General features: G+C 61.5%; 6 protein-coding genes. 2 read left to right on the top strand and 4 right to left on the bottom strand.

Annotated elements, in window-relative coordinates; translation table 11 throughout:
- Both NW837_RS06345 and NW837_RS06340 read left to right on the top strand, forming a co-directional pair.
- Window positions 1–410: zinc carboxypeptidase (locus NW837_RS06345; RefSeq protein ID WP_414329934.1), on the top strand; the 410-nt coding region annotated here is incomplete at its 5' end.
- 95 nt (window positions 411–505) lie between these two features.
- Entirely contained in the window at window positions 506–1,153 is a 648-nt protein-coding gene (locus NW837_RS06340) for a universal stress protein (RefSeq protein WP_414329931.1), read from the top strand.
- A 4-nt stretch (window positions 1,154–1,157) separates the two neighbouring features.
- On the opposite strand, the gene NW837_RS06335 is transcribed toward NW837_RS06340, so the two are convergent.
- The 4 genes from NW837_RS06335 to NW837_RS06320 all read right to left on the bottom strand — a co-directional run.
- Window positions 1,158–2,642: a DUF4340 domain-containing protein gene (locus tag NW837_RS06335; protein WP_414329928.1), complete on the bottom strand. Its 1,485-nt coding sequence runs from the start codon at window positions 2,640–2,642 to the stop codon at window positions 1,158–1,160.
- 14 nt (window positions 2,643–2,656) lie between these two features.
- Window positions 2,657–4,216, bottom strand: a complete 1,560-nt coding sequence (locus NW837_RS06330) for a GldG family protein (RefSeq protein ID WP_414329925.1) — start codon at window positions 4,214–4,216, stop codon at window positions 2,657–2,659.
- Window positions 4,217–4,263: 47 nt separating this feature from the next.
- Window positions 4,264–5,049 carry an ABC transporter permease gene (locus tag NW837_RS06325; protein ID WP_414329922.1) on the bottom strand — a complete coding sequence of 262 codons (786 nt, stop codon included), beginning with the start codon at window positions 5,047–5,049 and terminating at the stop codon, window positions 4,264–4,266.
- Window positions 5,046–5,821: ABC transporter ATP-binding protein (locus NW837_RS06320; RefSeq protein ID WP_414329920.1), on the bottom strand; the 776-nt coding region annotated here is incomplete at its 5' end. The genes NW837_RS06325 and NW837_RS06320, both read right to left, overlap by 4 nt.

Below are 5,821 nucleotides of genomic sequence, written 5' to 3'. Positions count from 1 at the left end.
GCAATCTGCCCACCCAAGATTGGATCCCGGCCTCTTTGGAAGCTCGCTATCCGCCCGGAGCAGCCCCAGGCTCCGAGCCCGAGACGCAGGCGTTGTTGGGGGGCTTGGCCCAGATGCGGCCCCAATTTATCCTTTCTGCCCACTCCTGTCAGGCACACCCCTGTGTGAACTACAACGGCCCTGCCCTTGAGCTGGCCCAGGTGATGGCCGCTTGCAACGGCTTGCCCATTACCGCCGACATTGGCTACCCTACCCCTGGTTCTCTGGGCACTTGGGCAGGGCAGGAACGGCGGATCCCAACCCTAACGCTGGAAATCCTGCGGGGCACTCCCCTCGATCAAGTCTGGCAAGAGCAGGCCGAGGCGCTGCAGGCGGTGTTGGAGTGGGCAGCCCAAGGCGATGCCTTCTGACCGGTGTCAAGATCTCTGAACTTTCGTTGCCAATCTGCCTAGTTCGTTCAAGATATCTGGGGTTTTCTCGCCCAAATCTTCTACAACACAGATAGGTGGGGCAGAGCAGAGGGGAGCTTGGAGTCGAGGGAAAAGGGGTCAGAGGTCAACCCCGAAGTCACGCTGCTCCTGCCTTGTGCCCCGCTGTTAGCCATCTGGAGGAAGCCAATATGTTCAGCAGGATTTTGGTGGCAGTGGATCGGTCGGAGCTGAGCCAGGGAGTATTTCAAAAGGCCGTCCAAGTGGCCAAGGCCATGCAGGCCCAGATGATGATTCTCCATGTTCTGTCTCAGGAAGAGCCGGGCGCCCCAGAGCCGCCGATGATCCTGGGGGTGGACTATAGCTCCGCCATCAGCGCCGAGCTGTGGCAGTCCTATCGGGAGCAATGTGCCATCTTCGAGCAAAACCAGATCGACTACCTGCGCTCGCTGGTGGAGAAAGCGGCTGAGCACGGGATCCGTGCTGAGTACAGCCTCAACTACGGCAACCCCGGTCGGGTCATCTGCGATCTGGCCCGCTCTTGGGATGCGGACTTGGTGGTGGTGGGCCGCCGCGGCCACTCCGGCCTGAGCGAGCTGTTTCTGGGCAGCGTCAGCAACTACGTGCTGCACCGCGCCCCCTGCTCGGTGTTGACGATACAAGGGGAAGCCCTGAAAAAAGAAGCCCAAACTGCGGAGGAGAAGACAGCTACCTCTGCTGGCTAAGGCTCTAGGAACTCGGGGGCGAGGGGGTGGAAGGCGGTTGCGTGAGTGGGGCGGAGTCCTTGCTCTCCGGCTGGCCTTCCAAGAGGCGATTCACTTCGGTTTCCAGGCTGTTGAAGGTGCTCAGCTCGATCACGGCAATGTCCGGCTGGCGGCTGCTTTGCACGTAGGCCTGCAAGCCAGAGGCGGCCAAGGTCAGGGTTAAGGGATCCTGCTCGGCGTCAGGCTTGGGCTCAAAGGTCAGCCGTAGGTCGGGCTCAGACAACACCCTTTGGGCTTCCGCGTCGGCCTGTTCCACAAACTCCTTGGCGCGGGCAGCATTTAGGCTGGAGAACAGAGAGCCGAGATCCACAGGCTGGCCCGGTCGCTCCGGGTTTTCCCAGCGCAGCTCCAAGGATCCCTTCTCTGAAGGCCGAGGGGTGAGGGTGACCTTTTCCCCTTGGGATTCTAAGGTGACTTGGCCCACTTGGTTGGCGTTGAGGCGGGCAATGCGGTGATCCCGCAGCTCTTCCAAGTCGGAGCGGAGAATATCGGCGGTGGAGGTGAGCAAGGTGGCTACTGCCGGGTGCTCAGAGGTGATGACGTACACCTGGCCATCTTTCTCCGATCCCAAAGCGACCTTCAGGGTTTTGCCGCCCTCCAGCTCTACCGTCAGCCGGGCGGAAGGCTGCTCCAAGCCATAGGGGGCTAGATCCGTCTGGGTCTCGGCGGGGAACTCCACGGCCTGCAGGCGGGCCAGAGTATTGAGCAAGCGGTTGACGTTGATCTCATCGGCAGGCAGCTCGCGGGGCTGGACAATCTGCCAAGTAAAGTGCTCCGCACCGCTGGCGCGAACGTCTTGCCGCTGCAGGCGAACAACTTCCGGCTCCGCCTCTGCCAACTGCACTTGCAGGGCCTTCACCTCGGCAGTGTCAAACCGAAGCAAGGTTTTGTCCCGCAAAGCCAGTAGGGAGGGCAACAGGGATCCCTTCTGGGCACTGCTTAGAAGCACCACCTGTCCCCCTTCGGGCTGGGCGTAGAAGCCGGAGCCATCGAAGTTGTCGTTGCCGATGGCTAGGCGGTAGGGATCCCCTTCTTTGGGGAAAAGGGCGATTTGGTGTCGCGGCTGATCCAGGCCAAAAGCGGCCAGGTCAGTGACCCCCTCCAGAGTGATTTGGGGGGTGAGGCGGGAGAAGGTGTTGAGCAACTGCTCAATGGGGAAGTCCAGCGCCGCTGACTGAATGGGACTGACAATCCGCCAGCGGGATCCCTCTTCTTCTGGATTGCGCTCCAAAAGGATTTCCAAGTACTCCGCACCGCTGCCGCGAACGGGTTCCCCCTCTTTCTGTTGGCGGATTTCAATGCGGGCGATGGTGTCGGTGGCAAAGTGGAACAGCCGCGCTCGCTCCGCCTGTTGCTCCTGACGCAGTTGCTGGATGTTGTCCAAGAGGAAGTAGCCCAGCAAACAGGCCACCGCCAAACCCAAAAGAACCCAGGTGGTTCGCTTGAACATACTGGACTCTCCTCCTACCGTCTTTGCCACCACAGGGCAGCTCCGGAACCCAGGGCCGCCAAGGGCAAAAGGACCGTTGATCCCAGCACCAGCCAGCGGAAGTTTTGACCGGTCAGGGTGAGACGGCGATCCGTGATGGATTTGGGGCGGATGGAGATCTGCTCCGTTTGCTCAGTCAGCCAGTTGAGGGTGTTCAAGAAGAGATCCCGGTTGCCCTGCTGCCGCAAGTTGCCGTTGAGGGCGAAGTTGACATTGCCGATCACCACCAGGCGGGCCTCCTGCGGGGATCCTGTGTCGGCCTGGTCGGCGTCCAAACGGCGGGTTAAAGCAACACCCAAGGTGAGGGGGCCAGGCTTGTCCTGATCCGGATCGAATTGCAAGGGGCCACGTTCCAGCTCAGGACTGGTCTCCCCCCAACTTTGCGGGCCGGTGCGCAGCAAGGGCGTGGCTTGGATCCCTTCGCGGGCTTCGGTTTCCACAGAGCGGGCCAGGGGGAACAGGGTCATTAGCCGCTGGGCCGCCAAGGGGGCGGTGATGGGGTGATCCCCGTAGGTAGTAACCAGGGCAACCGCCGGCCCTGTCCCCAACAGTTGGCTGACGCTGCTCACCTCAATGAGGATGTCATCCCCCAAGACCACGCCCCACTCTTCCAGCAAGGGATCCAGGCCGGCATCCACCCGTGGCCCAATCAACAACAGCAGCCGTCCTCCCTCGGCCAGGTAATCCTGCAGTTTCTCCACCTCGCCGGGGAACAAAGCCCGCTGTGGCCCCGCCAGCACCAGGACATCCGCCTCTTCTGGGATCCCCGATTGCACCAAGTTGAGGGGCTCTACCCGATAGCCTTCCTGACCCAGGGCTGCCGCCGCCTGGGCCAGAGTTGGAGTACCTTCCCTCGCTTCCAGCCCCACTTCCCCGTGCCCTTGCACGAAATAGGCCAGCAACTCCCCTCGGTTGACCACTTTGGACAGGACGGGGGTCAGTTTGCTCTCCAGATCAGGGGCAGGGGGCTGAGGCAGTTGTTGCCGGCTTTCTCCGGCCTCCACCACCAGGGTGTTGTTCTGGGTCACCTGCAGCCGCTGAATGGTCAGGGGATCCCGATTGGGATCCACAAACTCAAACTGAAAGCGGTTGGGGTTAAGGCGGCGATAGCGCTCCAGTTGTTCCCGCAGATTGGGATCCGGCGCAGTGGTGACCACCCAAACTTTGACCGGTTGCACCAATCCCTGCACCAATTGCCGGGTTTGGGGCGACAGGGTAAACAGGCCCTCCTCGGTGAGATCCAGCCGCAGGTCGTAGCGCACCGCCACCACATTCACCAGCACCAGAATGACGGCCATCGCCGCCGCCGCCACCAGGATGTTGGCGTTGGTCTGGGTGGAACGCAAACCGAGGAAGACCCCCACCTCCTGCCGGTGGGTGATGCCCCAAGCCACCAGCAGGGCCAAACCTGTTGCCAGCATGCTCAGGGGCACAGCCGTCCAACCGGTAAAGGCGGATCCCACCACCAGGCCGATGGCGATGACGCCAATGCCCAGGATCCCTGTCCAGTCCTTTAACGCGCGCCAGTCCTTCATAATGCTCCGCACCGCTGCCGCAAACACCACACTCCTCCCATCTGACCTCAGCTCTGTTGCCAGCGCAGGCTTTCCACCGATTGCACCGTGGCAAACAGCCCCAGGACGATGATGCTCAAGAAAAGAATGAGGCTGCTGCTGCTGAGGATCCCTTGCACCCAGTTGCTGTATTGCTGCAGCAAAGACACATGCCGCAGCGTCGCGGCAATCCAGTTCTCCTCCTGGCCGGCTGCCGCGTCGATCACCCAGAGCAGCAGGATCAGGCCAAAGGTGGCCACCGCCGCGATGAGCGTGCTGTCTGTTAGAGACGAGATAAACAACCCCAAGGCCATAACGCTACCCGCCAGCAGGGTTAGGCCCACATAGCCCATCAAGGTCAGGCGGTAGTCCACTGCCGGGTTGGCGCTGCTCAGCACCAGCACGTGGTAAACCAACGGCGGCAGCAGCAGCGTGATGAAAAACACCCAGACCGCCAACCATTTGCCCAGGGCCACCTCCAAGTTGGTGATGGGAGAAGTAGCCAGCAGCTCCATCGTGCCTCGCCGCCGCTCCTCGGCATAGGAGCTCATGGTGAAGATGGGCAATAAGAAGAGAGAAAGGGTGCCCAAGAGGTTGAGAAACTGCTGTGACAGGATGGTGGCCGCGTCGAAATTGTTCTCCTGGCCGAACTGGGCAAACAGATCCACCTGCTGGGAGAAATTGATCACCCGCACCAGAATATTAAAGAAGAAAAACCCCGCCAGTCCCCAAAACACCGCGGCCACCACATAGGCGATGGGCGAGGTGAAGTAGCCGCGCAATTCCTTACGAAAAATGGCAATTGCTCCGTTCATGCCGCTTCCTCCAGTAGGCCCTCGGATCCCTCTTGGGTGGTGAGCTGCAGGAAAATCTCTTCCAAAGAAGCTTGAGGACGGCCTATCTCGTAGAGGTCGATCCCTGCCTGCACCAGCACCCTGGCCACCTCCGGGATCCAGCCGTCCGCGGCAGCGTTGCTCTTGAGCTGCACCTGCCAGCGGGAGAGATCCGCCGCCAAGGGCTGTAGGCTCACCACCTCCACTTGGGGCAAAGGCTGCAGGGCCGTCCGGATGGCCATTGCCTCGGTTGCCCCCACCACCAGCTTTGCCTGCTGCCGATCCTGGAGCTGGGCTGTCAGCTCGGCAGGCGTGCCAATGGCCGCCACCTGGCCGCGGTTGATGATCACCACTCGGTCGCAGGTCATGCTCACCTCGGGCAGGATGTGGGTGGAGAGGATGATGGTGTGCTCCCCCGCCAGGCTCTTGATGAGCTTGCGCACCTCGATAATCTGCTTGGGATCCAGCCCAATGGTGGGCTCATCCAGGATGATCACCGGCGGGTCGTGAACCAGAGCTTGGGCGATGCCCACCCGCTGCTTAAACCCCTTGGAGAGCTTGCGGATGAGGGTGTGGCGCTTTTCTTCCAGGCTGCACCGCCGGATCGCCTCGTCCACCCGCCTGGGCCGATCGCCAGCGCTGACCCGCTTGATCTGGGCCACAAAGTGCAGGTACGCCTCCACCGTCATGTCGGGGTAGAGGGGTGGGTTTTCCGGCGGATAGCCAATGCGCTGCCGCACCGCCATCGAGTTTT

Origin of the sequence: Synechococcus sp. R6-10 (genome assembly GCF_047461815.1) — a bacterium.
Taxonomy (GTDB): Bacteria; Cyanobacteriota; Cyanobacteriia; order Thermostichales; family Thermostichaceae; genus Thermostichus.
This window is presented reverse-complemented; position numbering and strand designations above follow the sequence as displayed.

What these genes read in the sequence shown, in the direction of transcription:
- NW837_RS06335 (WP_414329928.1), bottom strand. Translation starts at nt 2,642, where the DNA reads ATGTTCAAGCGAACCACCTGGGTTCTTTTGGGTTTGGCGGTGGCCTGT.
- NW837_RS06330 (WP_414329925.1), bottom strand. Translation starts at nt 4,216, where the DNA reads ATGAAGGACTGGCGCGCGTTAAAGGACTGGACAGGGATCCTGGGCATT.
- NW837_RS06325 (WP_414329922.1), bottom strand. Translation starts at nt 5,049, where the DNA reads ATGAACGGAGCAATTGCCATTTTTCGTAAGGAATTGCGCGGCTACTTC.